This is a genomic window from Nitriliruptor alkaliphilus DSM 45188, from assembly GCF_000969705.1.
GTDB classification, from domain to species: Bacteria; Actinomycetota; Nitriliruptoria; order Nitriliruptorales; family Nitriliruptoraceae; genus Nitriliruptor; species Nitriliruptor alkaliphilus.
Window position 1 is genome coordinate 1,193,802 of the sequence record NZ_KQ033901.1, and the last position, 26,360, is coordinate 1,220,161.

At 73.1% G+C, this 26,360-nt stretch carries 23 protein-coding genes; 10 read left to right on the forward strand and 13 right to left on the reverse strand.

The genetic code is table 11. The features are described from left to right. Positions 1-172: 172 nt before the first annotated feature. From NITAL_RS05620 to NITAL_RS05635, 4 genes are all read left to right on the forward strand, one after another. Positions 173-2,563 carry an eCIS core domain-containing protein gene (locus NITAL_RS05620; RefSeq protein WP_157041646.1) on the forward strand — a complete coding sequence of 797 codons (2,391 nt, stop codon included), beginning with the start codon at positions 173-175 and terminating at the stop codon, positions 2,561-2,563. Positions 2,564-2,632: 69 nt separating this feature from the next. Continuing rightward, entirely contained in the window at positions 2,633-3,202 is a 570-nt protein-coding gene (dcd, locus tag NITAL_RS05625) for a dCTP deaminase (RefSeq protein ID WP_052665161.1), read from the forward strand. 493 nt (positions 3,203-3,695) lie between these two features. After that, positions 3,696-4,253: a helix-turn-helix domain-containing protein gene (locus tag NITAL_RS05630; protein WP_083441254.1), complete on the forward strand. Its 558-nt coding sequence runs from the start codon at positions 3,696-3,698 to the stop codon at positions 4,251-4,253. A 92-nt stretch (positions 4,254-4,345) separates the two neighbouring features. After that, the gene (locus tag NITAL_RS05635) at positions 4,346-4,957 is read left to right on the forward strand and encodes a transcriptional regulator (RefSeq protein ID WP_245617665.1); all 612 of its coding nucleotides are present in this window, start codon (positions 4,346-4,348) and stop codon (positions 4,955-4,957) included. Positions 4,958-4,990: 33 nt separating this feature from the next. Here NITAL_RS05635 and NITAL_RS05640 read toward each other — a convergent pair whose 3' ends face one another. The 4 genes from NITAL_RS05640 to NITAL_RS05655 all read right to left on the reverse strand — a co-directional run bounded on the left by NITAL_RS05640 (position 4,991) and on the right by NITAL_RS05655 (position 10,495). Beyond that, positions 4,991-6,814 carry a DUF2207 family protein gene (locus NITAL_RS05640; protein WP_052665162.1) on the reverse strand — a complete coding sequence of 608 codons (1,824 nt, stop codon included), beginning with the start codon at positions 6,812-6,814 and terminating at the stop codon, positions 4,991-4,993. Beyond that, complete coding sequence (locus tag NITAL_RS05645) at positions 6,811-7,380, reverse strand: LemA family protein (protein ID WP_052665163.1); 570 nt, start codon at positions 7,378-7,380, stop codon at positions 6,811-6,813. The genes NITAL_RS05640 and NITAL_RS05645 overlap by 4 nt, the downstream gene beginning before the upstream one ends. Positions 7,381-7,501: 121 nt before the next feature. Continuing rightward, on the reverse strand, positions 7,502-9,703 hold the full coding sequence (locus NITAL_RS05650; protein ID WP_211262222.1) for a (Fe-S)-binding protein: 2,202 nt from the start codon (positions 9,701-9,703) through the stop codon (positions 7,502-7,504). Positions 9,704-9,973: 270 nt separating this feature from the next. Then, positions 9,974-10,495 (reverse strand): mycothiol transferase, encoded by a 522-nt coding sequence (locus NITAL_RS05655; protein ID WP_052665164.1) that lies wholly within the window; start codon positions 10,493-10,495, stop codon positions 9,974-9,976. A gap of 197 nt (positions 10,496-10,692) precedes the next feature. Here NITAL_RS05655 and NITAL_RS27865 point away from each other — a divergent pair, with 197 nt between their 5' ends. From NITAL_RS27865 to def, 3 genes are all read left to right on the forward strand, one after another. Continuing rightward, the gene (locus NITAL_RS27865; protein WP_052665165.1) at positions 10,693-10,935 is read left to right on the forward strand and encodes a hypothetical protein; all 243 of its coding nucleotides are present in this window, start codon (positions 10,693-10,695) and stop codon (positions 10,933-10,935) included. Between the two features lie 107 nt (positions 10,936-11,042). After that, positions 11,043-11,558 carry a glycine cleavage system transcriptional repressor gene (locus NITAL_RS05665; protein ID WP_052665166.1) on the forward strand — a complete coding sequence of 172 codons (516 nt, stop codon included), beginning with the start codon at positions 11,043-11,045 and terminating at the stop codon, positions 11,556-11,558. An 11-nt stretch (positions 11,559-11,569) separates the two neighbouring features. Continuing rightward, positions 11,570-12,097, forward strand: coding sequence for a peptide deformylase (def, locus tag NITAL_RS05670; protein ID WP_052665167.1), 528 nt, complete (start codon positions 11,570-11,572; stop codon positions 12,095-12,097). A 185-nt stretch (positions 12,098-12,282) separates the two neighbouring features. Here def and NITAL_RS05675 read toward each other — a convergent pair whose 3' ends face one another. From NITAL_RS05675 to NITAL_RS27875, 9 genes are all read right to left on the reverse strand, one after another. Further along, positions 12,283-12,879, reverse strand: coding sequence for a pentapeptide repeat-containing protein (locus NITAL_RS05675; RefSeq protein ID WP_169786744.1), 597 nt, complete (start codon positions 12,877-12,879; stop codon positions 12,283-12,285). A 5-nt stretch (positions 12,880-12,884) separates the two neighbouring features. Further along, positions 12,885-13,820 (reverse strand): ABC transporter permease, encoded by a 936-nt coding sequence (locus tag NITAL_RS05680; protein ID WP_052665169.1) that lies wholly within the window; start codon positions 13,818-13,820, stop codon positions 12,885-12,887. After that, on the reverse strand, positions 13,817-14,962 hold the full coding sequence (locus tag NITAL_RS05685) for an ABC transporter permease (protein ID WP_052665170.1): 1,146 nt from the start codon (positions 14,960-14,962) through the stop codon (positions 13,817-13,819). The genes NITAL_RS05680 and NITAL_RS05685 overlap by 4 nt, the downstream gene beginning before the upstream one ends. Beyond that, on the reverse strand, positions 14,959-16,563 hold the full coding sequence (locus NITAL_RS05690; protein WP_083441258.1) for an ABC transporter ATP-binding protein: 1,605 nt from the start codon (positions 16,561-16,563) through the stop codon (positions 14,959-14,961). The genes NITAL_RS05685 and NITAL_RS05690 overlap by 4 nt, the downstream gene beginning before the upstream one ends. 62 nt (positions 16,564-16,625) lie before the next feature. Beyond that, positions 16,626-17,801, reverse strand: a complete 1,176-nt coding sequence (locus tag NITAL_RS05695; RefSeq protein WP_083441259.1) for a BMP family ABC transporter substrate-binding protein — start codon at positions 17,799-17,801, stop codon at positions 16,626-16,628. 101 nt (positions 17,802-17,902) lie between these two features. Continuing rightward, positions 17,903-19,195, reverse strand: coding sequence for an 8-oxoguanine deaminase (locus tag NITAL_RS05700; protein WP_157041647.1), 1,293 nt, complete (start codon positions 19,193-19,195; stop codon positions 17,903-17,905). After that, entirely contained in the window at positions 19,192-21,516 is a 2,325-nt protein-coding gene (gene pucD / locus NITAL_RS05705) for a xanthine dehydrogenase subunit D (RefSeq protein WP_052665173.1), read from the reverse strand. Before pucD ends, NITAL_RS05700 begins: the two co-directional genes overlap by 4 nt. After that, on the reverse strand, positions 21,513-22,073 hold the full coding sequence (locus NITAL_RS27870) for a (2Fe-2S)-binding protein (RefSeq protein ID WP_211262223.1): 561 nt from the start codon (positions 22,071-22,073) through the stop codon (positions 21,513-21,515). Before NITAL_RS27870 ends, pucD begins: the two co-directional genes overlap by 4 nt. Next, positions 22,070-22,927, reverse strand: a complete 858-nt coding sequence (locus tag NITAL_RS27875) for an FAD binding domain-containing protein (RefSeq protein WP_169786746.1) — start codon at positions 22,925-22,927, stop codon at positions 22,070-22,072. Before NITAL_RS27875 ends, NITAL_RS27870 begins: the two co-directional genes overlap by 4 nt. 155 nt (positions 22,928-23,082) lie before the next feature. On the opposite strand from NITAL_RS27875, the gene allB reads away from it, so the two are divergent. Genes allB through uraH form a run of 3 tightly spaced genes read left to right on the forward strand, consistent with a single transcriptional unit; the run spans position 23,083 to position 26,359 of the window. After that, a complete protein-coding gene (allB, locus tag NITAL_RS05720) occupies positions 23,083-24,438 on the forward strand; it encodes an allantoinase AllB (RefSeq protein ID WP_052665174.1) in 1,356 nt (451 codons plus the stop codon). Beyond that, positions 24,435-26,024, forward strand: coding sequence for an allantoicase (alc, locus tag NITAL_RS26270; protein WP_211262224.1), 1,590 nt, complete (start codon positions 24,435-24,437; stop codon positions 26,022-26,024). Before allB ends, alc begins: the two co-directional genes overlap by 4 nt. Next, positions 26,021-26,359: a hydroxyisourate hydrolase gene (gene uraH / locus NITAL_RS05730; protein ID WP_083441260.1), complete on the forward strand. Its 339-nt coding sequence runs from the start codon at positions 26,021-26,023 to the stop codon at positions 26,357-26,359. The genes alc and uraH overlap by 4 nt, the downstream gene beginning before the upstream one ends. Position 26,360: the final 1 nt, after the last annotated feature.

Sequence of the window (26,360 nt, forward strand, 5' to 3'; positions counted from 1 at the left end):
GCCGAGATACCGGTTGGTTTCGGCGTGGACGGCGCGACCTCCTGCTCGTCGCTGCTTGCGGAGCACGCGTGACGGAGGGTGACCGCCCTCGACAGGGGCGCTGCTTTACGTCAGAGTGACCTCCGGGGTGGACCACGAGGCTGCGTTCCGACGTGGCACCAGCGAGGTAGCCATGTACGCCGCCCGTTCGCTCCGCCGGGTCCTCGCCGGACCCCAGCGCCCCCACCCGGGTGATGAGCACCTGCCTGCCGGGCCCGCTGGCCACGCGGGCGTCACCCACCTCCAGCGCGCCGCCGGCAACGCGGCCGTCGCGTCCACCCTCGGCCGTGGGACCCACGTGGCGGCGGAGGATCCCGCGCACGAGGCGGCGGCCGATGCCGTCGCCAGGCGGGCGATCCTCGCCACGCCGGTCCCCGATCAGCGTGGCACCCTCTCCGGAGCGCCCCTCGCCGAACCGCACCAGGCGCTGCTGCAACGCTTCGTCGACGGCGACCTCAGCTCGGTCCGGATCCACACCGGGCCGTCGTCGCAGCGTGCCGCCCAGGAGCTGGGAGCCCACGCCTACGCGCAGGGCACCGACATCCACTTCGCTCCGGGCGAGTACGACCCCGGCAGCCGGCAGGGCCTCGGGTTGCTCGCCCACGAGGTCGCCCACGCGGTGCAGCACCCGACCTCGGCGGCGAGCGACGGACCACAGCTCGTGCACGCCAAGCTCAGGGGCAGCAAGAAGGCCCTGGAGCAGCTCGGCGGGAAGAAGAAGACCAAGCTCAGCTCGAAGTGGAACGACCTGTTGTCCAAGGTCTCCTCCTACGAGTCGCTCGAGATGCGCTACCTCGCGGCCGTCAACGGCGGGACCGCGAGCACCCCGGCAGGTCAGAAGCTGAAGGCGAAGCTCCTCACGGAGCTGCAGAAGCTCGAGAAGGTCGCCCTCGCGTGGCGGACGTCGAACGACGAGGACGCCGCCCAGGCCGAGGTGGACCGGCTCCGTGCGCGCTCCGCGATCCACCACGACGACGAGGACCTGCGGGCCAAGCACGAGAAGCGGCAGGCGATCGCGTTGTTCCTGGTCCGGGTCGGGGCCGAGGTCTCCGACCTGCAGGCCGGCCGCTTCGAGCTGAGCGGCAGTCTCGACGACTTCTACCTCACCGCGACGAAGGACAGTGCGGTCGGCGGGGGGGTCAACCGGCTGGACTACGTGGCCTACGGCGCGAGCTCGCCCATCCAGGAGGGCTACTTCAAGGAGGACCGCTCCTTCAACGCGGCGGTCCTGCACAACGAGAAGGCGGTGGGCATCCACCAGCACGACCCGAACTACGGGGGCCGGTCGCTGGCGATGTACCGGCTCGACCAGCTGCTCGGTGGTGATGTGATCGCCCGCACCGAGTTCGCCGTGCACACGAGCGCGACCCCATCGGGCGCGAAGGGCAAGGCGCCGGCCACCGCACGTACGAAGTTCGGCTTCGTGACCGAGAAGGCCGCCGGCCCCTCGATGGGGGAGCTGCTGAAGGCCGAGCGGGTGACCCGGACCGCCAGGGAACACGCGCGAGCGACGAAGCCGGGCGAGGTGGTCGACCTCGAGGACGCGACCCTGCAGAGCTGCCTCAACAAGCTCCAGCTCATCGACGTGATCGCGGGCCAGCTCGACCGCCACGAAGGGAACTACCACGTGGCGCACGACGCGGCCGGCAAGGTCGTCGGGGTCACCGGCATCGACAACGACATGGCGTTCGGGGCGAACATGACCACCCCCGACCATCGGTCCTCGCGGACGTCACCGAACTACCTCGCCCTCCCGGATCTGGTCGACGAGGGCTTCGGGAAGCGGATCTTGAAGGTCACCGATGCGGACCTGCGGTCGGCACTCAGTGGGCTCCTGACGAGCGCCGAGATCGACGCCACGGTGTCGCGCTTCCAGGCCGTGCAGGACCACGTGAGGAAGCAGCAGCAGGCCAACACCCTGGTGTCCACGTGGGGCGCGGGGACGGCCGCCACGCAGATGAAGGGCGCCGTGGACGCGGCCCAGGGCCTGGAGAAGTCGACCCTCGGGCGGGTCGGGGAGTCCCAGCTCTACCTCAACGCGTACCACGGGGTCGACGAGTGGCTCCGCAGCCACGGCCTCTACAACGGCGACGCCACGACCGTGCAGAAGGAGCTGCAGGTGCTCGTGCGCGCGGGCAAGCTGGATGTCGACCAGATGCTTCCGGTCGCGCAGGAGGTCTTCCACCGCCTCGTCGCAGTGCTCCAGCCGACCAACCCGGGTCAAGCCACGCCGCAGTACCCGAAGGTGGGTGATGCGAAGGTCAAGCTGATCCTCCAGCAGGTCCTCGCCGGCGCGCCGAGGCGGCCGGTCAGCCCGTCGCCGACGTCAGGCCCGCCGCTCGCGCGGACCACGTCCGTGGGACGGGCTCTACCGCCGCTGCCGCCGGTCCCGTCGGCCCCGTCGGCCCCGTCGGCCCGACGGACCTCGAACACGGGGCGGGCGTTGCCGCCGCCGCCTCCGGCCACGTCGTCCCCACGGCCCGCGAACACGGGGCGGCCGTTGCCGCCGCCACCGAAGCGGTAGCCCCACCGATCGCGCTGGGGCCCGCGCCCTCCGGCTAGCGTCCCGCCCGACGGCGAGGAGGCCCGCAGCGTGATCCTGTCCGACGGCACCATCCGCGAGGCGCTGGCCACCGGGCGCATCGGCATCGAGCCGCTCGACGAGGACGCCATCCAACCGTCGTCGGTGGACGTCCGCCTGCACCCGGCCTTCCGTGTGTTCGCCAACCACCGCTACCGCGCGATCGACCCCAAGGCGCAGCAACCCGACCTCACCGAACGCGTGGAGGTCGAGGACGGCGAGCCGTTCGTGCTGCACCCCGGCGAGTTCGTGCTCGGCGCCACCCTGGAGCGCGTCACCCTCGCCGACGACGTCGTGGCGCGCCTCGAAGGCAAGAGTTCCCTGGCACGGCTCGGCCTCGTGATCCACTCGACGGCCGGGTTCATCGACGCTGGCTTCTCGGGCGACGTCACCCTCGAGCTGTCCAACGTCGCGACGTTGCCCATCCTGCTCTACCCGAGGATGCGGATCGCCCAGCTGGCCTTCTTCCCGCTCGACAAGCCCGCGGAGCGGCCCTACGGCTCGGCCGGTCTCGGCTCGAAGTACCAGGGGCAGGCGGGACCCACCGCCTCGGAGTACGTCCGCAACTTCGACCCGCGCTGAGCTGGCGGGCGGGCCGCTGGCCACCGGCCCCCGCGCGGTGAGCAGGCTGTCCGGGCGCGGCCGGCGCACGCCGGAACGTCACCTTCGGCCAGCGCCTGGTGACGTCCTGTCACCACGGGTAGCGTCGGCAACGGGGCACGCCCGTTCAGGGTGGACCCCACCGCGAGAGTGGATCCGGACCGACCCTCGTGGTCGGACCTCCGGCACCGTCCGTCCCCTTCGGTGTCGTGGGACCCCTGACCCGGATCGACTTCCGACCCCCGGCGATCCCCTCGCCGGGGGTCTCTCGTGCCGGGCGCCCCCACGGGCCTGCCCCCGCGGCCGGGGAGGGCGGCGGCGCGGCCCTTCGCCACCGTTGCCCGGCTCCCCCCGTGGTCGTGCGCCTCACGGTCCGTGACGGCCATGTCCGTTCGTGGAGCGCACGGTGACGCGACGGCGCGTCACCTCCCGGGCCCCGCGGACGCTCTCACGAGGGACCGAGGAGCCACCACCGATGCTCACCACCGACGACCAGCCCGCCGCCCTGCGGCACGCCGCCGACGACGCGGAGCCGGGGGGCGTGCCGTCGCGGCAGGACGCCGAAGGAGCCCTCCAGCGGGCGCTCGGCCGGCGCCTGCGCGAGGCCCGCCGTGCGCGGGGCCTCACCTTGCAGGACGTGGAGGACCGCAGCGGCGGGCGCTGGAAGGCCGTGGTGATCGGGTCCTACGAGCGCGGTGACCGGGCCGTGTCCGCGGCCCGGCTCACCGAGCTGGCCAGCTTCCTCGAGGTCGAGGTCGCCGAGCTGCTCGCCGACCTCGGCCGTGAGCGGGCCACCGGCCCGCTCGGAGCGCTGCGCTTCGACCTGGAGGCGCTCGAGGTCGCTGCCGAGCACGACCCCTGGCTGCAGCCCCTGGTTCGCCTCGTCGAACAGATCCGCTGGCAGCGCGGGGACACGCGCTCGCGTGAGATCGCGGTCCGCCACGACGACCTCATGGCGCTCGGGCACGTGCTCGGGAAGGACACCGTCGAGCTCGCGGACGAGCTGGCCGCCCGTGGCGTCACCGTGCGGTGACGGGCGCAGGGGCGCGGTGGCTGCACGGCCAGCCACCGCTGGGTGACCTGGCGTGACGCGGCGACGCTCACCGCATGACAGGGGAGTGCAGCGTGGACGAACGGACCCACCTCGCGCTCGCGCCGGACAGCGTCGGGGACGGACCGCTGCCGGTGTCGCGGGTGGCCGGACCGCTCGAAGGTCCGGCCACCGCTGCGGCGCACGCGCCGAGCACGGAGGACCGGATCGACGACGACGGCTACCAGCGGCGGCTCGGGGCCCGGCTCCGCGCCGTGCGGCGGGCCCAGGGTCTGCGGCTCCAGGACGTCGAGGAGCGTTCGGAGGGGCGGTTCAAGGCGGTCGTCGTCGGCTCCTACGAGCGGGGTGACCGCGCGGTGGCGACCCACAAGCTCGCGGCGCTCGCCAGCTTCTACGGCGTACCCGTCTCCGAGCTCCTGCCCGACGACGGGTGGCCGGATGCGACACCGCTCGGCGAGGCCGGGGTGCGGCTGTCGGTCTCGGCGCTGCACGCGATCGTCGACGACCCGGAGGTCGCCTCGCTGCAGCGGCTGGTCCAGCACGTTCGGGTCCTGCGCGGTGACCACCACGGTCAGGTCCTGACCCTCCGTGGTGACGACCTGCGGACGGTGGCGATCACGCTCGGTCTCGACGTCGGCGAGCTCGCCGAGTGGCTCGAGGCGCGCGGGCTGCTCGCGCGCCGCTGACCCGCGAGGGGACGGCAGCGGTGCCGTCGCGTGTCACCAGCTGCCGCCGCCTCCGCCGCCACCGCCCGAACCGGACCCTCCGCCACCGCCGCCCGAGGAGCTCGAGCTCGGTGCCGTCACGGACCGAGTCTGTGCAGCAACGGCGCCCGTGTACGCGGTGCGGTGCACGTACCAGGTGTTCGCGCTCGTGGCGCCGGCACGCCCGTCCTGGGCCGCCGACTGCATCAACGGCTCGAACCGCGCGTGCCACGAGTCGGCGAGCCCGAGGCTGATGGCGTAGGGCAAGAGCGCCACCGCCGGGTGCGTCGTCCCGATCTCCGCCTGTGATGCCGCGAACTCGAGGCGGTCGGCGTGCACCTCGGCGAGGTAGCTGCGGAAGGCGCGGGCGCGAGCGATCGCATCGCGGCCCTCGGAGGTCAGCGGCAGCCGCTCGTGGCGCCACACGGTCGCCAACCCGATCCAGGTGACCACGAGCGCCACGACAGCGACCACCGCGAGGCTGAGGCCGACACCGAGCAGCCGCGCCCCGGCCACGGCGACCATCCACCCGAGCACCAGCGACAGCAGCACGAGCAGGGAGTAGCCGTTGCCTCGCAGCGCACCGCCACGTCGGTGGGTGTAGCGGCTGCGGCCCCCGAGGATGCCCATGACGTGACGACCGAGGGCGCCGAGGGCCGCCCCGGAACGCTTGGCCGTCTCCGGCGCGTACTTGTCGCGGAAGGTCAGCGGGGTACCACCGGGGCACAGGCCTTCGAGCATCGCGGCCTCCCACGGTCGCGCCTCACGCGCCTGGGGGCCGGGACCGATCGTCAGCGGGGAGCCGCCCCGTCCGCTGGAGGTGGCCACCACACCGCGGATCTCGAGGTCGACGAGGGTCGCGAGCAGCTGCTGGTGGTCGGGGTTGCGGCGCAGCAGCGCCGCGAGCTCGACCGGGGCGAGCCCGTCGGGTGGTTCGAGCTCGGCGGTGGGGGCCTCGCGGTCGTGCAGAGCGGCGTCGGTCACCTCGTCGCGGTAGACCCGCCGTGACCGTGCCCCTTCGAGCGCCAGTGCCGGGAGTGCGACGAGGCCGGCGACCAACAGGGCCCCGGGGACGGCCGGCACGTCGACGGGGGCCAGGAGGCTGCGATCGCCGAGCTCGCGGACCGACCGCTCGGGCAACGCCGGTCCGGCGGGCAGCGCCACCGCCGGTACCTCCACGGCGACGGTGGCGGTCGCGCGCGGCGGCAGCGGCGGGATGCGCTGGGTCACGGTGGTGCCCGTCACCTGCGCCTCCTCGCAGGCGGTGGTGGCGCCGGTGCGGCCGTGGACGCACCGCACGTCGGTGGGAGGGGCCGGCAGCTGCACCACCAGCTCGGTCGCGGTCACGTCGGTCGGCCAGGCGTCGCCGGGTACGTCGATCCGCAGCTGGACCTGGTCGGGGCGAGCTTCGGGACGGAAGCTCAACCCTGCGGCCGTGTACCCGAGGCGGTAGGTCTGCGGGCCCGGGTCGAGCCAGATGGCCGCGTCGCCGATGCGGATCCGCGGCTCGCCGTCCGGGGTGCGCTCCTGGACGTAGTGCCAGCCGTCACCATCCGTGCCGCGGTCGACGCTGCGCACCTGGTAGGTGACGCGGCCCGCGGGGCCGTCGAGCTCGAGGTCGCGGAAGATGCCCCGGCGAGGTTCGTGGAAGGTGACCTCGATGCGTTCGGAGACGTCGAGCTCACCGCCGGGCGCCAGGCTCACCGTTCGGGTGAACTGGTCGATGGTGAACGCGCGGTCGCGGCCGAGGTTGGGCACCAGGACGGCGGTGACGAGGATCGCGGCGGCGTAGACCACCACGAGGATGGCCGAGATCAGGGTCTTGGTCCCGGTCTTCACGCTGCACCTCCGGACGACAGCTCCACCTCGGGCGCGCGGCGCGCCCCGGCGTGATCGACCGCGAACAGACGGCGTCGTTCGAAGCCGAAGGCGTTGGCCACGAGGACCGACGGGAACGTCCCGAGGAGCTCGTGGTAGGTGGCGACGCGGTGGTTGGCGAAGTCGCGGGCGAACGCGAGCCGGTCCTCGGTGGCGGCCAGTTCGTCGGCAAGGTCGCGGAAGCCCGCGTCGGCCTTCAGGTCCGGGTACCCCTCGCTGATCGCCAGCAGGCGTCCGATGGCCGCCCCCAGCTCGTCCTCCGCGGCCTCACGGGCCGTCGGGTCGCCGGCCTGCAGGGCCCGTGCCCGCGTCTCGACCACCGCCTCCAACGCGGCGCGCTCGTGCCCTGCGTACCCGCGGACGGTCGCGACCAGGTTCGGGATCAGGTCGTGGCGGCGCTGCAGATCGGTGTCGACCTGGGCCCAGGCTTCGTCGACGCGGACCCGCGCCCGGACGAGGCGGTTGTAGAGCACGACCACGCCCAGGATCAGCGCAGCAACCACCGCCACCACGAGCCACGGTTCCACGACGCACCCCAACCCCTCCGCCGACCGAGGTGTCGGTCGAACTGGACGAGGTGGACTCTACGCCCACGGGCGAGCCCCGGCGCGGTGGCCGGGGCTCGGGGTGGCTCGATGCTGGCGCGGTCTACTGCTGGCCGGCGGGCTCGGGCTCGGTCGGCGCGTCGCCACCCTTGACGCCCTGTGCCGCCATCGGCAGCAGGCGACCTCGCTGCAGCACCTCGGAGATGTCGAGGACCTCGACCTGACCCTCGGTGAGCGTGCCCTCCTGGACCTTCTGCGCGATGCCGTCGGACAGCATCGTGGTGCAGAACGGGCAAGCGGTCGAGATCAGGTCGGGGTCCAGCTCGAGGGCTTCGTCGACGCGCTCCATGTTGACGCGCTTGCCGATGTTCTCCTCCATCCACATGCGCGCGCCACCGGCGCCACAGCAGAACCCGTTGGAGCGGCAGCGGCCCATCTCGGTCGGCTGCAGGCCCGGGACGGCGTCGACCACCTTCCGGGGGGTGGAGTACACCTCGTTGTGACGGCCGAGGTAGCACGGGTCGTGGTAGGTGATCTTCTTGTCGAGCTCGGAGGTGGCGACCAGGCGCCCCTCGTCGATGAGCTTGGCCAGCACCTCGGAGTGGTGCAGGACCTCGAAGTTGCCGTCGAAGTCGGGGTACTCGTTCTTCAAGGTGTTGAAGCAGTGGGGGCACCAGGCGACGATCTTGGTCTTGTCGGCGCCGACGCTCTTGAGCAGCTCGACGTTCTGCTGCGCGAGCATCTGGAACAGGTACTCCATCCCGAGGCGGCGAGCGGGGTCGCCGTTGCAGGTCTCGTTCTTGCCGAGGATGGCGAAGTTCACGCCCGCGTCGTGGAGCAGCTGGGCGGTCGCCTGGGTGATCTTCTTGGAGCGGTCGTCGACCGCGCCGGCGCACCCGGTCCAGAAGATGTACTCGTACTCGCCGCCCGCGTCGGAGCCGGGCTGCAGGACCGGGATGTCGAAGTCGAGCTTCTCGGTCCACTCCTCGCGCTTGGACTGACCGACCCCCCACGGGTCGCCGGCGTTCTCGACGTTGCGGAGCATCACGCCGGCTTCCTGCGGGAAGCTCGACTCCATCATGGCCTTGTAGCGGCGCATGTCGACGATGGTGTCCACGTGCTGGATGTCGACCGGGCACTCCTCGACGCAGGCGCCGCAGGTGGTGCAGCTCCACAGCACGTCGTAGTCGATGACGGCCGCCTCACCGGGGGCGTCACCGACGAGCGGGATCTTGATGACGTCGCCGGCCTCGGCCTCGTCGATCTGGCCGAGCAGGAACGGACCCTTGGCGTACATGTGGTCGCGCAGGTCCTGGATCAGCATCTTCGGGCTGAGTGGCTTGCCGGTGTTCCACGCGGGGCACTGCGACTGGCAGCGGCCGCACTCGGTGCAGGTCTCGAAGTCCAGGAAGCGGTCGAAGGTGAACTGCTCGATCTGGCCGACGCCGAGGACGGTGTCCTCGTCCATGGCCTCCATGTCGATCAGTTCGGTCGACAGCTTGCCGAGCGCCTTGTCACGGTTCGGGTCGCGCGACAGCTCCTGGAACGGGATGGTCAGGATGTGCAGGTGCTTGCTGTGCAGGGTGAAGATCAGGAACGCGCCGACGATGGCGATGTGGATCACGAGGTTGACCGCACCGACCCACTCGAGGGTGAGGGTGTCCATCCCGGCGAACGCGTCGCCGAACAGGCGCGAGACGAAGGCGGCCTCGGTCGGCGCGTGGCCCTCGGCGAAGCGGACGCCGTGCGCGATCCACAGGGTCCAGATGACCATGAACTCGGCGCCGAGGATCCACCAGCCCTGGACGAGGTTGGAGCCGGCGAACCGCGACTCGCGTCCCTTGGACCGCGGGTCCTGCGAGAACCGGATGGCGGCGAAGATCGCGATACCGGTCAGCGACAGCAGCGCCAGGCTGTCCTGCATGAAGCCCAGCAGGTCGTAGGCGGTCACCCCCGCCAGCGAGATCGAGTTCAGCAGCGGCAGGTTGAACTCGGGCCCGATGTACAGCTCACCCGCGGCCTCGAGCAGCGTGGTCTGGGCGACGAAGAAGGCCCACATCACCCAGAAGTGGGCGATGCCGGGCAGCGACCACCGCAGCAGCTTCTTGTTGCCGAAGATGTTGACCAGCGCGTGGCGCAGGTTGGCCTTGGCGGCGTTGCGCATGCTGCGCTCGGGGTTGGGTCGCGCGGCCTGGTTGAGCTTGACCAGGAACAGGACGCGACGCGCCGCCCAGGCGCCGAAGAACGCGATCACGGCCGTGCCGACCACGACGCGGAAGATCATCAGAGCGGTCTCGGCATCCACGCAGTGGCCCTCTCGTGTGGCGGTGCGGTCGCGGCACGGCTGCCGGCCCACGGGAGCACCCGCGGACGGACACACGTCCGGCCTCGCGGAGTGTAGGGAGGCCGCCCAGGCGGACCCAACGTGAGTCCGACGTCACCCCCGACCCCCTCCACTTCCTGGGCCTGAGCCCAGGAAGTGGGCGGCGGGCCGTCGAAGGAGTGCGGGAGCTCCCCGGTTCCTGGGCCTGAGCCCAGGAAGTGGGCATGCGACCGTCACGTGACCGCACGCCGGTCAGGTGGGGGAGCGGGAGGCGTCGAGGAGGCCGCGGACGTAGCCGACCTGGCCGGCGTGCTGCGCGGCGTCGTCGATGACGCTGACCAGCCGGGTGCCGAGGGTGACGGGCGGGTCGTAGCTGGCGTCGATCACCCGGTCGAGGTCGTCGGCGGACAGTCCGGCGACCAGCTCCCGGCACCGGTCGTTGACCGCGTCGAGGTGGTCGAGCAGCACCCGGGCCGACGGGGCCTCGAACGCCGCGACCTGGTCGGTGCTCCAGCCGTAGCCGTGGTCGTTGGCACCGTCCGGGATCCCGAAGTGGTCCGCCCATCCGGCGCGCGTCCACAGTTGCTCGGCGTCGACCAGCGGTGCGATCTGGGCGTCCTGGACGCGCGTCAGGTGCCAGACGAGCCACCCGATCGGGTTGGCACCCGGTGCGGGGCTCCAGGCGAGGTCGAGGTCATCGAGGTCGGCGACTGCATCGCGCACGAGGTCGGGCAGCCGGCTGAGCGCGTCGTCGAGCAGCACGGTGGCGTCCACGTGGACCTCCGGGGTTGGAGCGATGGGGCGGTTTCCGGCGCAGGGGTGAGGGTGTCCACCCTGCCGGTCGCCGCCACCGTCCGCCACCATCGGTCGCCGCCACCGCCCGCCACCCCGCCGGTGTCACCCCCCCATCTGTGGGTCTGGACGGGTCCCCGGGTCGCTGCCATGCTGTCCACGGGGCGGAGGGGAACGCGGTGAGCGTGAGCGATGGTGTGACGGTGGTCTGTGCGAGCTGCGGGCCCACGGTGGTCGATCCGGCGCTGGTCGAGCTGCACCGCGATCGCGTCCGAGGGTTCACCCTGGTGACCTACCTGTGCCTCGGTTGCGGTGAGCTCGGTGCCTCGCGGTGCCCCGAGGTCGTGGCGGGTTCGGAGCGCGCTGCCGTACCGGAGCGGACGCTGACGTGCACCTCACCCCCGCAGGTACCGGGCGCCTGACACGGGTAGGGTCCTCGCTCGCCGCGCCGCGTCATCCGTCCGTTGCCTCGCCGCGACGCCCGCCGCGACGCACCAGCCGTCCGTCACCTCGCCGAGGAGCAGCACCCGTGGCCGAGCTCGCCGTCACCGCCGTCGGCGCCGACCGTCCCGGCATCGTCGCCGCCGTCGCCGAGGTCCTGCGCGAACGTGGCGGCAACGTCGAGGACTCGGCGATGACCATCCTCGGCGGCCACTTCGCGATCGTGCTCATCGTCGCGTCCGACGACACCCCCGAGGACCTGCGCGAGGCGCTGTTGGCCGCGACGAGCGAGCTCGGGCTGACCATCTCGGTGTCGCGCGCCGACGGTTCCCGTGGCGCCATCGAGCCCACCCACCTGCTCTCGGTCTACGGCGCCGACCAGCCCGGCATCCTCGCCGGCGTGTCCCGCGCGCTGGCGGACGTCGGCGCGAACGTCACCGACCTCGAGACCCGCGTCCTCGGTGCCGACACCGAGCCCGTCTACGCCATGGTCGTCGAGGTGGTCTGCGACGCCGGTGAGGCGCTCGCGTCCGCCCTCGCCACCGTGTGCGAGGACCTCGGCGTCGACCACACCCTGCGCACCATCGACGCGCAGACCTACTGAGGCCCCGCCTTGTGACCGTCCGCAACGTCGTCCGCTACCCGGCGCGTGTCCTCAAGGGCCTGGCCGGTCCCGTCGGGGCCATCGGCCCGAGGGAGCGCCAGCTCGCCGACGACCTCGTCGAGACGATGTACGCCTCGCCAGGCTGCGTCGGGTTGGCCGCGCCGCAGCTCGGGGTGCCGTCACGCGCGTTCGCGCTGGACGTGTCGGTCATGAAGAAGCCGCCACCGGGCAACCACGGCCTCGTGGTGTTGTTCGACCCGGAGCTGGTCCTGGCCAACGGGTCCGAGCGCAAGCGGGAGGGTTGCATGTCGGTACCGGACTACACCTGCGACGTGCGGCGCGCGGTGTCCGTCGTGGTCCGCGGCACCACCCCCGACGGCGACAACCGCGTGGTCGAGGCCGAGGGGTTCGAGGCGCGGGCGTTCCAGCACGAACTCGACCACCTCGACGGCCTGCTGATCCTCGACCGCGTCGCCTCGGCTCGCACCGACGTCTTCGCCCGCAAGCGTTTCGCCGAGAAGGGCCAGCACCTCAAGTAGCGAGGTCCTCGAGGGTGCCCGTCGACCAGTTCCTGGCTCCTGGCCGCCAGCAACTGGGGGCGGTGTCGCCGGCCCGGCGGGTTCGGATCTCGGTTGCTGGCTCCTGGGCGCCAGCAACTGGGCGAGCAGCACGGCGGGCGGTCCACCGGCGGCTAGTTGCTGGCTGCTGGGCGCCAGCAACTGCGTCAGCGGACCTCGGCGCCGAGGCAGCGGGCGAGGTGGACGGCGCCCTCGAGGTCGAGGATCGCGCCGCGCACGTGCGCCTCGTCGAGGGCGACGCCACTCAGCCGAGCTCCGGTCAGGTCCGCGTCCCGGAGCACCGTGTGGCGCAGCACCGCGTCGGTCAGGTCCGCGTCCTTCAGATCGGCCTCGGTGAGGTCGGCGTCGGTGAGGTCCGCCGACGCGAGACGGACGCCCGCGAGGCAGCGCCCGATCAGCGACGCCCCGCGCAGGTTGACGAAGGACCAATCGCCGCCGGCCACCTCGGTGCCGAGCATCGTCGCCCCCGCCAGGTCGCTGCCGGTCATCTTGCAGCCGACGAACCTTGCCGTGGACAGCCGGGCGCGCTCGAACCGGCAGTTGCTGAACACCGTGCCGTCGTGGACCGACGCGCTGAGGTTCGCGCCGGAGAGGTCGCACGTGACGAACCGGGCGCCGTCGGTGCGGACCTCGCTGAGGTCGGCGTCACGCAGGTCACAGCCGGCGAGCGTCACCCCGTCGAGGTCGACCTCCCGCAGGTCTTGGCCGCGCAGGTCCTCCTCGTCGCGATCACCGAAGGACACGGCCGTCACCGTTCGTCGCGGACGAAGGGGGCGCCGAGGGCCGCGGGCGCGCCGAGGCGGCCGCTGCGGTCCGTGGCGGACAGCACGATCAGCACCACGATGGTCAGCAGGTAGGGCAGCATCGTCAGCAGCTGGGCGGGGACGGCGCGGATCTCGGCGGCCTGCAGCGCGAAGTTGGCTCGCAGCGCGATCCCGAACAGGTACGCGCCGGCCAGGGCCCGGGCCGGCCGCCACGAGGCGAACACCACCAGGGCGATGGCGATCCACCCGCGCCCGCCCGTCGTCGCGGCCTGGTCCCACGGGGCGCCGCGGGTGGTGATGTAGGCGCCGCCGAGGCCGGCCAGGGCCCCACCGAGGGCGACGTGGGCGTACCGGACCGCCGCCACGCGGATGCCGGCCGCGTCGGCGGTGGCGGGGGATTCGCCGACGGCGCGGACCGCCAGGCCGGTGCGGGTCCGGGTCAGGTACAGGGCCGCGGCGGCGATCAGCACCCAGGTGAGGTAGACGACGAGGTCCTGCTGGAACAGGATGCGGCCGACCGCGGGGATGTCGGCCAGCCCGGGGATGGCGAACCCGGTCAGCCGGTCGCTGAGCCTCACACCCTCGACGGGTTGGCCGAGGAACTGGGCCACACCGGTGCCGAAGATGACCAGGGCCAGGCCGGACACGACCTGGTTCGCCCGCATCGTCACCGACAGGAACCCGTGCAGCGACGCCAGCACGGCACCGGCCGCCGCGCCACCGAGCAGCCCGACGATCGGGCTGCCGACGGCCTGGGTGGTCAGGAACGCCGACACCGCCCCGACCAGCATGATCCCTTCGATGCCGAGGTTCAGCACACCAGCACGTTCGTTGAGCAGCGCGCCGAGGGCGGCCAGCGCGATCGGTGTGCCGGTGATGACGGCCGCGGCGAGGGTCAGGACGAGGACGGAGTCGTTCACGTCGCACCGCCCGGGGTGGCCGCCGGCTCGTCGTCCGCTCCCCTGGGTTGCGGCCTGGTCACCCGGTAGCGGACGAACAGTTCGCCGGCGAGCGCGAAGATCAGGATCGCACCGGTCAGCGTGGTCGAGATCGCGGTCGGCACGTTCTGGCCGGGCAGGGCCTGCAGCGCCGGGCCGGCGTTGAGGATGCCGCCGAGCAGGATGCCGACGGGGACGACCGCCAGCGGGTTGTACCGGGCCAACGCCGCCACGATGATCCCGTTGTAACCGAGGTTGAGCACCAGGCCGGTGGCGTCGAGGCGCCCCGTCCGACCGACGACCTCGCCCGCGCCGGCCAGGCCGGCCAACGCCCCCGACAGCAGCAGGATCACGATGATGACCTGCCGGGAAGGCACCCCCGCGTACCGCGCCGCGGACGGCGAGTCACCGAACAGCCGCCACCGGAACCCCCACCGGGTCCGCGAGATCACGAACGCCAGCACGACGGCTGCGACGACCGCGAGCACCAGCCCGAGGTGGACCCGGGTGGTGCCGTAGCGGGGGAAGAGCGCCTCAGCGGGGACCGGCGCGCCCCGCGGGAAGGTCGGCGAGTCGGGGTCGCGCCACATCGTGTCCGCCCCGAAGATCAGGTACTGCAGCAGCGACAGCGCGACGTAGTTCAGCAGCAGCGAGGTGATGATCTCGCTGGTGTTGAGGTAGGCGCGGGCCAACGCGGGGACGGCGACCCACGCAGCGCCGCCGGCCATCCCCGCGACGATCACCACGGGGATGAGCACCACCGCCGAGGTCCCGTCGCCGAGGAGCAGCGCCGCCCCGGACGCGGCGATGGCGCCGACGTACAGCTGCCCCTCGCCACCGATGTTGTAGAGCTTGAAGCGGAAGGCGACGGCCGCGGCGAGGCCGGTGAGGATCAGGGCGGACGCGCTGACCAGGCTGTCGGCGATGCCGTACCCGGTGGTGTACGAGACGCGCAGGATCTCGCGGTAGACGGCCAGCGGTGCGAGGCCGATCGCGGACAGGAAGATGCCCCCGACCACCAGCGCGGCGAGGATCGACAGGACCGGGACGGCCAGGAGCACGCCCGGGCCGACGTCGACGCGACGTTCGAGGGCGAAGCGCCGCGACGGCGCGAGGGCGCTCACGGTGCGTCCTGCCCGTCGTCCGGGGCAGCGTTCGCGTCGAGCACGCCGGCCTCCTCGAGGGCCGCGAGGTCGTCGTGGCCGAGCATCGCGAGGCCGAGCTCGGTCACGTCCACGTCCGCCGCGTCACGACGCAGGACGATGCGACCCTCGGAGAGCACCACGATGCGATCCGACAGCGCCAGCACCTCGTCGAGGTCCTCACTGATCAGCAGGATCCCGCACCCCTCGCGGCGGCGGCGGTCGAGCAGGTCCCGGACGAACTCGGTGGCACCGACGTCGAGGCCGCGGGTCGGTGCCGCCACGACCAGGGCCTGCGCACCGTGACTGGTGTCGAGCTCGCGGGCGAGCAGGACCTTCTGGGCGTTGCCGCCGGACATGGTCCGCACCGCGGCGCCGGGACCGGTCGTCCTGACGTCGAAGTCGTCGATGACGGCGGTGGCCGCGTCGGTCGCGCCCCGCTGGTCGAGCAGCAGCGGCAGTGGGCGGGTCAACGCCAGGTTGTCGGCGATCGACAGGCCGGGTGCGAGCCCGGTCCCGAGCCGGTCCTCGGGCACGTACCCCAGCCCGGCCGCGCGGGTGTGCCGCGGCCCGGTCCCGGTCACGTCCCGGTAGCCGACCTGCACGGTGCCGGCGTCGGGGGACCGCAGGCCCGCGATGGCTTCGGCGAGCTCGCGCTGGCCGTTGCCGGCGACCCCGGCGACCCCGACGATCTCACCCGTGTGGACGTCGAGGTCGATGTCGTCGAGGCGGCCGCGTCCACCGACCGCGTCGAGGCGCAGCCCGGTCACGCTCAGCACGGCGCCGCCCGCGGGGGAGGTCGCCCGCAACGGGGAGAGGTCGACGGGCCGGCCGACCATCAGCTGGGCGAGCTCGGCGGGGTCGGTCCCGGCGGCGTCGAGGGCGCCGACGACGCGGCCGTCGCGCAGGACCGTGACCCGGTCGGAGACCGCGACCACCTCGCGAAGCTTGTGGCTGATGAAGACGACGGCCTTGCCGTCGGCGGCCATCGCCCGGACCGTGGTGAACAGCGCGTCGCACTCCTGCGGGGTGAGCACCGCGGTCGGCTCGTCGAGGAGGAGGACGTCCGCGCCGCGGTAGAGGGACTTGACGATCTCGACGCGCTGCTGCTCGCCCACCGACAGGTCACCGACGTAGGCGTCGGGGTGGACCGGCAGGCGGTAGCGCTCGGACAGCTCGGCGACGGCGTCGCGCACCTCGGTGCGGCGCCACCGCCACGGCAGTCGCCGGTCACCGAGCGCGACGTTCTCGGCGACGGTGAACCGCGGCACGAGCCGGAAGTGCTGGTGGACGATGCCGATGCCGAGCTCGAGCGCGGCCCGGGGGCTCTTGAGCACGAGCGGCTGCCCGTCGCGGCGCAGCTGGCCGCCGTCGGGGCGGTACAGACCCGTGAGGACCGAGGCGAGCGTCGACTTGCCGGCCCCGTTCTCGCCGAGGAGGGCGTGCACCTCGCCGCGGTGCAGCGCCAGGTCCACGTCGGCGTTGGCGACCACGCCGGGGAAGACCTTGGTGACACCGACGGCCTCGAGCGCCGGGTGGGTCGGCGTGGCGGCCGGTGCCGCGGGCGGGTGCGAGGAGGTCAACGGGCGCTCCGGGAGGGAGGCGGGCCCGCACGCCTGGTGCGGGCCCGCCGGGTGGTGCGAGGTCAGCCCGACACGTCGCCGATGACACCCTCGACGAACCAGTCGAAGGACATCAGGTCCTCGAAGCTCATCGACTCGCCGTCGGCGACGCGCTCCTGCCCGTCCTGGTCGTTGATCGGGCCGGTGAACGGCTCGAAGTCACCGTCGATGATCTCCTGCTGGCGGGTCTCGATCTCGCCCTGGATGTCCTCGGGGACCGACTCGCCGAACGGTGCGAGGTTGACCATCCCGTCGGCCATCGTCCCGTAGTAGCTCTGGGACTCCCAGGTGCCGTCCATGACCTCCTGGACGCGCTGGACGTAGAACGGGCCCCAGTCCCAGACCGTAGCGGTCAGCCAGGCGTCGGGTACCTCGTCGGACCGGTCGGTGTGGTAGCCGGTCCACTTGGCACCGACCGCGTCGGCGGCCTGGCCGGTGGCGGGGGTGTCCTGGTGCATGCCGATGGCGTCGACACCGGCGTCGAGGAGGCTCTGGGCGGCCTGGCCCTCGAGGTCGGGGTCGTACCAGGTGGAGGTCCACACGACGCGGACCGTGGCGTCGGGGTTCACCGACCGGGCCCCGAGGGTCCAGGCGTTGATGCCGCGCACGACCTCGGGGATCGGGAAGGCGGCGACGTAGCCGAGCTCGCCGGTCTCGGAGGCGGCCGCGGCGGCCATCCCCTCGAGGTAGCGGCCCTCCTCGGCGGCGCCGAAGTAGTTGCCCATGTTGTCGGCGGTCAGGTACCCGGTGGCGTGCTCGAACACGACGTCGGGGTACTGCTCGGCGACCGCCAGCATCGGCTCCATGAACCCGAAGCTGGTGGCGAAGATGATGTCGTGACCCTGGCGGGCGAGGTCCTCGATGACCCGCTCGGCGTCGGGACCCTCGGCGACCTGGTCGACGGTCGTGATCTCGACCCGGTCCCCGAACTCGTCGGCGACGGCCTGTGCGCCGTTGTCGTGCGAGGTCGTCCAGCCGCCGTCGGTCACGGGGCTGACGTGGACGAAGCCGACGCGCAGGACGTCGCCCTCGCCGGTCGCCTCGCCGTCGTCACCGGTGTCGCCGTCGTCCTCCGCACCGTCCTCGGTGGCGGCGCCGTCGTCGGTGGCCGTGCCCGGGTCGGTCGGGTCGGCACCGCCACACGCCGAGGCGACCAGCGCCAGGGCGACGACGCCGAGCACGTGCTTGCGCACCCTCATGTCTTCACCTTCCCGCGGATCGTGGGACCCGCGTGTCCGTCGGACCGGGACGGTCCGCCATCGTTGAGAACGTCACCACCGGGCGGGAGCACCCGGCGTCTTCAGGACCACAAGCGTCGCGCTCGTCGACCGAGGTCGACCCGTGCTGCGTGGAGGTCCATCCCCAGCACCTGCCCATCTTCCACCACGGGCTGCCCGTCGACGTACACGTGCCGCACCCGCCGGTCGGGACCGAGCACCAACGCGTCGACCGGGTCGGGCACGTCGGTGAGGTCGTCGGCCGGCCACACCACCACGTCCGCGCGTGCGCCGGGCGAGAGGGTGCCGATGTCGTCGCGTCCGAGGCAAGCCGCACCGCCCGCCGTGGCGAGGTGCAGCGCGTCCGCCGGCATCAGCGCGTCAGGCCGCTCCGCACCCTGGCGGGCCGAGAACAGCGCCTGACGCATCTCGGTGACCAACGTGCCCTGTTCGTTGGACGCCACGCCGTCGACGCCGAGGCCCACCGGGACGCCCGCGGCCAGCAGCTGCGGTGTGCGGCAGAAGCCCGCCGCGAGGCGGGCGTTGCTCGACGGACAGTGGGCGACGCCGGCGCCGACCTCGGCGAGGCGGGCGATCTCGGCGTCGTCGAAGTGGACCCCGTGCGCGAACCACACGTCGCCCGCGACCCACCCGAGCTCGTCGAGCACCGCCAGCGGACGCTTCCCGAACCGGGCGAGGCAGTCGGCCTCCTCCTCGCGGGTCTCGGCGAGGTGGGTGTGCAGGCGCAGGCCCCGCGAACGGGCGAAGGCGGCCGACTCGCGCAGCAGCTCGGGGCTGACGCTGAACGGGCTGCACGGTGCGACGGTGACCACGATCCGGGACCCGTCGTGCCACCGGTCGGTGACCCGCTCGGTCGACGCGAGGATGGCGTCGAGGTCCTCCACCACGTGGTCGGGAGGCAGGCCGCCGTCGGACGCTCCGAGGTCCATCGAGCCGCGGGCGAGGTGCAGGCGCGTGCCGACCTCCAGGGCGGCCTCGGCGGTCGCGTCGAACACGCTGTCGTCGCCGTGGGGCACCAGGTAGTGGTGGTCGGCGGCGGTCGTGCAGCCCGACAGCAGCAGTTCGGCCAGGCCGACGCGGGCAGCGGCGTGCACGTCGGCGACGTCGAGCTTCGCCCACACGGGGTAGAGGGTGGTCAGCCACCCGAACAGGTCGCAGCCGACGGCCCGGCCGCGCGTCATCCACTGGTAGAGGTGGTGGTGGGTGTTGACGAGGCCGGCCGTGACGATGTCCCCGTCGACGCGACGGACCTCGTCACCGGGTTCCTCGGGGACCTCGCCGACGGCCACGATGCGGCCGTCCTGCATCGCGACGTCCCCGGGGTGGCGGGCGCCGCGCAGGACCAGGCGGGTCACGGACGTTCCGCCGGCTGCAGGCAGAGATCCTGGGGGCGGACCGGGACGCGGGTGACGGGCCGGCCGGTCGCGTCGCGGATGGCGGCCACGATCGCGGGGGTCGAGGAGATGGTGGGCGGCTCGCCGACGCCCTTGGCGCCGAACGGTGCGCCCGGTTCCGGTTGCTCGATGAGTGTCTTCAGCACCGGCGGCATGTCGAGGGCGGTCGGGATGAGGTAGTCGGTGAACGACGGGTTCGCGATGCGGCCGTCCTGCACGACGATCTCCTCCATGACCGCGAGGCCGAGGCCTTGGGCGATGCCGCCCTCGATCTGGCCGGTGACGGCCCGGGGGTTGAGCGCCTTGCCGACGTCCTGGCCGGTGGCGATCTGGACCACGCGCACGAGCCCGAGGTCGGGGTCGACGTCGACCACCGCCCGGTGCGCCGCGAACGCGAACGACACGTGCGCGTTCCCCTGCCCGTGGGCGTCCAGGGGGTCGGTGGGGGCGTGGTGGTGCTCGCGGACCTCCTCGATGGCACCGTCCGTGAGCAGGTCGGCGACGGCCACGGCGCTCCCGGTGTCGAGGTCGACCACCTCGTCGCCGTGCAGGTCGAAGCGCACCCGCCGCGAACCGGCGACCGGCTCACCTTCCCGCACGGCGGCACGCTCGAGCAGCACCTCGCGGACGGCGCGGCAGGCGAGCTGGACCGCACCACCGCTCATCCAGGTCTGCCGCGAGGCCGACGTGGACCCCGCCGACCCGATCGAGGTGTCGGCCGGACGCAGCACGACCCGGTCGACGTGCAGCTCGGTCCGGGCGATCTGCTGGGCGAGGGTCACGAAGCCCTGACCGACCTCCGCCGCGGCGCTGTGGACGGTCGCGAACGGGGTGCCGTCGGGCGCCAGCTCGAGGCGGACCGCGGCGGTCGAGAAGTCGTCGAACCCCTCCGAGTACATCAGGTTCTTGATGCTGACGGCCAGGCCCACCCCGCGGCGGACGTCGGCGCGCGTGGCGGTCAGCCCGGCGCCCCCCGGTAGCGCCATCTCCCGGTCGTCACCATCGGACGGGTCGGGTGGCAGGGGGTGGGCGATGCACGCTTCGATGACCTCGCGGACGGGCGCGGTCCCGGTGATGACCTGGCCCGTCAGCAGCCGGTCGCCGGTCCGCATGGCGTTGCGCAGCCGCAGCTGGACGGGGTCCATGCCGAGGGCGTCGGCGAGCTTGTCCATCTGGGCCTCGTGCCCGAAACAGGCCTGCACGACCCCGAACCCGCGCATCGCCCCGCACGGCGGGTTGTTGGTGCGGACGGCCCACCCGTCGACGACGGCGTTGGGGAACACGTACGGCCCGCCGGCGAAGCAGACCGCGTTGGCCAGCACCGCCGGTGAGGTCGAGGCGTACGCGCCGCCATCGAGCAGGATGCGGGCCTCGAGCTTGACCAGGTCACCGTCGCGGGTCGCGGTGTGCCGGAACCACATCTGCGCCGGGTGACGGTGGACGTGGCCGTGGAAGGACTCCTCGCGCGAGTACTGGATCTTGACGGGGCGTCCGGTCGTCAGGGCCAGCAGGCACACGTGCACCTGGAGGCTGACGTCCTCGCGCGCCCCGAACGCGCCGCCCACCCCGGCGAGGGTCAGGCGCACCTTCTCGGGCGGCAGACCGAGGCAGGCGGCGACCTGCCCGTGGTCCACGTGCAGCCACTGGGTCGAGATCAGCAGCTCGACCCCCCCGTCCTCGGTGGGGATGGCCATCCCGGACTCGGGGCCGAGGAACGCCTGGTCCTGCATCCCGACCTCGTAGGTCCCCTCGACGCTGACCTCGCCGGTGGCGTGCGGATCCCCGTGGCGCAGCGGCAGGTGGCGGAAGAGGTTGCCGTCGGGGTGGATGGGGGTGGCGTCGAACGCCGCCTCGGGGTCGGTGAGCGGCTCGAGGATCTCGTACTCGACCTCGATGGCGCGGACGGCCCGGAGGGCCTGCTCGGGGTGCTCGGCCGCCACGCATGCGATCGCCTCGCCGTGGTAGCGGACCACGTCGCTGGCGAAGACGGGCTGGTCGGTGTGCTCGAGCCCGTAGGCGGCCTTCCCGGGCACGTCGTCGGCGGTCAGCACGCACACCACGCCGGGCATCGCCGCGGCCGTCGAGGTGTCGAGCCGCACGATCCGGGCCGACGGGTGGGGGCTGCGCAGGGTGCGGCCCCACAGCATCCGGTCGTGGTGCAGGTCGGAGGAGAACGCGAATCCGCCGGACACCTTGGGGGTCCCGTCGGGCCGGTCGGGCGTGGTGCCGATGCCGCCAGCGACGTCGCTGCGGGTCCCGGGACCGACGGTGGTGGTGCTCACGACCCACCTCCTTCGGCGCGGCGTTCGTGCGTGCCGCGTCGACGCCCTTGGACGGTCGCGACGGCCTGGAGGATGCGTCCGTAGCCGGTGCAGCGGCACAGGTTGCCGCTGATGGCCTCGCGCACCTGCAGCTCGTCGGCGTCGGGATTCCCGTCGAGCAGGTCGTGCACCGCGACGATCAACCCGGGGATGCAGAACCCGCACTGCACCGCGCCCTCGTCGAGGAACGCCTGCTGCACATCGGACAGCTCGCCCTCGGACGCATCGCCGCCGCGCCCCGACCCCGAGGCGACACCCTCGACGGTGCGCAGGTCCGCGTCGACCGCGTCGGCGGCCATCACGCAGCACGAGCACACCAGGCGCCCGTCCATCACCACCGAGCACGACCCGCACTCGCCCTGGTCACAGGCGTTCTTGCTGCCCGGCAGACCGAGCCGTTCGCGCAGGACGTACAGCAGGCTCTCACCGAGCCAGGCCTGCGGGACCTCGTGGCGGCGGCCGTTGACGGTCAGGTCGTACGCCAGCGCGTCCGGCGTCGGTGTGGTGGTGTCGCTCACGTGGCTCCCTCCGGGGCGGCGTCGAGGCAGCGGCGCAGACACCGTGCCGCGAGTACGCCGACCGCGTGGCGGCGGTAGTCGGCCGTGCTGCGGTGGTCGTCGATCGGGCTGGCCGCGGCCGCGCACGCGGCCGCGAACGCCGTGACGCTGTCGTCGTCGCAGGTCAGTGCACCCCAGTCGAGCGCGTCGCTGGCGAGGTCCTCGGCGGCCGTCGGGCGCAGCGGGGTCGGCCCGACCGAGCCGAGGCCGACCCGCACCCGCCGTGCGTCGGTGTCCACGATCATGGCCAGGGACACCACCGAGATGACCATGGCGTTGCGGGTGCCGACCTTGGCGGTGTGCTGAGGCCCGGCGACGCGGGGGACGCGCACGCAGCGGATCAGCTCGTCGGGGCGGCGATCGGTGCGTTTCGGGCCGGTGATGAACGCAGCCAGGGGCAGTACCCGCTCCCCGGCGGTCGACGCCAGCACCACCTCGGCGTCGAGGGCCAGCAGCCACGGCAGCGCGTCGCCGGCCGGTGACGCCGTGCCGACGTTGCCGCCCACGGTTCCCGCGTTGCGGATCTGGGGCGAACCGACCGTGCGGGCCGCCATCGCGAGGCCCGGCGCGACGTCGGCGAGCTGGCGCTCGATGGTCGTGTAGGTGACGGTCGCCCCGAGCTCGAGCCGGTCGGGTTCGACCCGGTGGGCACCGAGCTCCTCGACGCGGCGGAGGGCCACGATGGCCTCGGGGCGCCGGTGGCCGAGGTTGACCTCGACCATCAGGTCGGTACCGCCGGCGAGGAGGTGGGCGTCCGGCATCTCGGCCAGCGCGGCCGCAGCCTCGTCGACACGACGTGGCCGTGCGATCGTCACCCACGCTCCCTCGGTCGACCGAAGCTCGCATCCTGGCACAGCGGCCTCCGGCCCGGGGCGGCCTTGCGGACCGACCCGGCCCTGCGCGCAGGCCGAGAGCCGGTCCGTGACGGTGGTTGACAACCACGGGCCTCACCACCGAGGGTCCGCCACCGATGCCAACCGCCGATCTCGTGCTCGTCAGCCGCCGCGTGGTCACCCCCGACGGCGAGCGTCCCGCTGCGGTCGTCGTCGTGGGCGAGCGGATCGTCGACCTGGTTGAGCCCGCCGCCGCACCCGACGCCGCGACCGTCACCGACGTCGGCGACCTCGCCGTCCTGCCCGGCCTGGTCGACGCGCACGTGCACGTCAACGAGCCGGGGCGCACCCACTGGGAGGGATACGCGACCGCCACCCGCGCTGCGGCGGCCGCAGGCATCACCACGCTGGTGGATATGCCGCTCAACAGCATCCCACCGACCACGACCGTCGCCGCGTTCGAGACGAAGCGGGCCGCCGCCGACGGCAAGCTCCACGTCGACGTCGGCCTGTGGGGCGGGGTGGTGCCCGGCAGCGAGGCACACCTCGCCGACCTGTACGCGGCGGGGGTCCTCGGCGTCAAGGCGTTCACGTGCGACAGCGGTGTGGACGAGTACGGCTGCTACGCGCCCGAGGGGCTGGCCGACCTGGCGGCGCGGACCGCGGCGGTGGACGCGACCCTGCTGGTGCACGCCGAGGACCCGGCCGTCATCGACGCGGCGACGGCCGCCGTCGCGGCCTCGGGAGCCGATCCGCGCGCCTACGCGACGTGGCTCGATGGGCGCCCGCCGGCGGCCGAGGAACGCGCGATCGCCGCCGTCCTCGACGCGGCACGCGCGACCGGCGCTCGCGTGCACGCGCTGCACCTGTCGGCCGCGGGCGGCGTGCCACTGATCGCGGCGGCCCGCGCGGCGGGTACCGCGGTGACCGTCGAGACCTGCCCGCACTACCTCACCCTCGCCGCCGAGGACGTCCCCGACGGCGCGACGGCCCACAAGTGCGCCCCACCGATCCGGGACGCCGCCAACCGCGAGGCGTTGTGGGCGGGCCTGGCCGCCGGCACCATCGACGCGATCGTGTCCGACCACTCCCCGGCCCCGCCCGACCTCAAGCACCTCGACACCGGCGACTTCGTCGCGGCGTGGGGCGGGATCGCCTCGCTGCAGCTCGGACCGTCGCTGGTGTGGACCGAGGCGCGTCGCCGGGGCCACGACCTGTCCGACCTGGTGACCTGGATGGCGGCGGGCCCGGCCCGGGTCGCGGGGTTGCGACGCAAGGGTCGGCTGACGGCCGGCGCGGACGCCGACCTCGTGGTGTTCGACCCGGACGCGACCTGGACCGTCGACGCCGCGGCGCTGCACCACCGTCACGCCATCACCCCCTACGACGGCTGGTCGTTGACCGGCCGTGCCGTGACGACGTACCTGCGCGGCCGGGTGGTGGACCCGCTGGGGATCCCCACCGGCCGCCTGCGACTGCGAGGTGACCTGTGACCGACGGGATCGACGAGGTGCAGCGCGGCAGCTTCACCGGGCTGATCGACCTGGCGGCGCGGCGCCTCGGGGGGATGATCCTGTCCGCCGACGACGAGTTCTTCGCCGCCAAGGAGAACCTCCTCGATCCCGCCGACCCGCGCTTCGACCCGGACCACTACGGCGACCGCGGCAAGGAGATGGACGGCTGGGAGACCCGGCGTCGGCGTGACCTGCCGGGTGTCGACCGGTGCGTGATCCGCCTGGGGGTGGCCGGTGTCGTCGAGGCGGTCGTGGTCGACACGGCGTTCTTCCGCGGCAACTTCCCCGAGGCCTTCGAGCTCGAGGGGTGTGTCAGCGAGGGGCAGCCGCCCACCGCCGACACGGTCTGGTTCCCCCTGCGCGAACGCACCGAGCTGCGCGGCGACGCGCTGCAGCGTTTCGGGGTGCCGCGGCCGCTGCGGGCGACCCACGTGCGGTTCACGATCATCCCCGACGGCGGCGTCGCGCGGCTGCGCATCCTCGGGCGCGGGCTCCCCGACCTCCACCGCGCCGCCGACGGTGCGGGACGGCTCGACCTCGCTGCTGCGGCCAACGGCGGGCGGGCGGTCGCGTGCTCGGACCAGTTCTTCTCCTCGCCGCACAACCTGGTGATGGTCGGCGACGCGCGGTCGATGGCCGACGGCTGGGAGACCCAGCGCCGTCGCGGCCCCGGTGAGGACTGGGCCGTCATCGAGCTGGCCGCGCCCGGCACGCCCGAGCGGTTGGAGGTCGACACCACCCACTTCAAGGGCAACTACCCCGATCGGATCGCGATCGAGGCGCTGCACGCGCCCGATCTCGCCCCGGGTGACGACCTGCCCGTCGACGGGTGGGAGCCGCTGCTGGAACCGACACCGCTGCAACCGCACCTGCGCCACGTGTTCGACGCGTGCCAGGCCGTCGAGGCGACCCACCTGCGGTTGCGGGTGCTGCCCGACGGCGGCGTGGCACGGCTGCGGGCCTTCGGGGTCGTCAGCGAGCCAGGCTGGCGACGCCACGGGCTCGCCATCCTCGACGCCTCGACCGTCGAGACCGCCACCGCCGCGCTGTTGACGTGCTGCGGGTCGACCCGCTGGGCGCGCGAGGTCGCGGCGCGACGGCCCTTCGGTTCGCCGGAGCGCCTGGCCGACGTCGCCGACGAGGTGTGGGCCGAGCTCGACCGCGACGACGTGCTGGAGGCGTTCGCGGCGCACCCACGCATTGGCGAGCGAGCGGCAGTGACGTCCGCGTCGGTGTCCGCCGGGCACACCCGGTGGTCGGCAGGCGAGCAGGCGGGGACCGCGACCGCCGAGGGGGCGACCCTCGCGGCGTTGACGGCGGGCAACGAGGCCTACGAGCAGCGGTTCGGCCACGTCTTCCTCATCCGCGCCGCGGGCCGGTCGACCGAGGAGATGCTGGCGGCCCTCGAGGAGCGGCTGGGCAACGACCCGGACACCGAGCTGCGGGTCGCCGCCGAGCAGCAGCGTCAGATCACCCACCTGCGCCTCGACAAGCTGCTGCGTGAGCCGAGGACCGCACCGCCAGCCACGTCCCCAGATGCCTCGCAGACCGGAGCGACACCGTGAGCCTGTCCACGCACGTGCTCGACACCGCCAAGGGGTGGCCCGCGTCGGGCATGCAGGTCTTCCTCGACCACCGCACCGGAGAGGGGCAGTGGCAGCACCTCGTCGCCGACGAGACCGACAGCGACGGCCGCATCGCCAAGCTGGTCCCCGCCGGCGGGTTGTCCGCAGGGGTGTACCGGCTGACGTTCGCGACCGGAGAGTGGGCGGCGTCGGTCGGCACCGACAGCTTCTTCCCGGAGGTGGCGGTGGTCTTCGAGGTCACCGCCCCCGACGAACATCACCACGTCCCGCTGCTGCTGAGCCCGTACGGGTACAGCACCTACCGCGGGAGCTGAG